Source organism: Corynebacterium sp. MSK004 (genome assembly GCF_030232515.1).
Taxonomy (GTDB): domain Bacteria; phylum Actinomycetota; class Actinomycetes; order Mycobacteriales; family Mycobacteriaceae; genus Corynebacterium; species Corynebacterium hesseae.
The window spans coordinates 1-729 of record NZ_JASPKB010000023.1 but is presented as its reverse complement, the minus strand read 5'-3'; the positions used below and the strand labels follow the sequence as shown (position 1 = coordinate 729).

The 729-nt window shown below is 47.3% G+C and carries 2 rRNA genes; both read right to left on the bottom strand.

Features of this window, described 5'->3' with window-relative positions:
* Nucleotides 1–218 (bottom strand): 23S ribosomal RNA (locus QP999_RS13355); the annotation flags it as partial.
* Between the two features lie 443 nt (nucleotides 219–661).
* Nucleotides 662–729 (bottom strand): 16S ribosomal RNA (locus QP999_RS13350); the annotation flags it as partial.

Here is a 729-nt window from a genome sequence, read left to right as displayed (position 1 = left end):
CTACGGGTACTGAGATGTTTCACTTCCCCGCGTAAACCCCCACAACAGCTATGAATTCACTGAAGGGTAACACCCCATAACAGGTGCCAGGTTTCCCCATTCGGACATCCTCGGATCAACGCTCTATTGACAACTCCCCGAGGCTTAACGCAGCCTTACACGTCCTTCATCGGCCCAGCATGCCAAGGCATCCACCATGCGCCCTAAATAACGAACACACAACCAACACAACAACCACCACAAAAGCAACAGTCATCATGCTGGTGTGAACACACAAAACACAAAAGAACAAAGAAATCACACAAACCATGACCCACCACCAACACAAAAAGTGACGATGGCAAGCACATGGTTTAATGCTCGCGTCCACTATACAGTTCTCACACAACACCCCACACAAGACAACAACCACACCACAAAGAAAGCAGTTATTGAAACTTACGTGGGTTATACAACCAGGGAACAATGCCCCAGACACCCAACAATGCACCAAGCACTTCTATTAACGCGTTAGTTGAATCATCATTCTGGTTAAGATGTATCTCCACCCGATTATCAATAGGCGGCAGTAAAACAATCGTCTACATAAACCACCAAGCGAGTAAGAATAAACACTCACACGCTATATAGCACCAACTGGTGCTCAATTAAAGCTCCTTAGAAAGGAGGTGATCCACCCGCACCTTCCGGTACGGGTACCTTGTTACGACTTCGTCCCAATCGCCGATC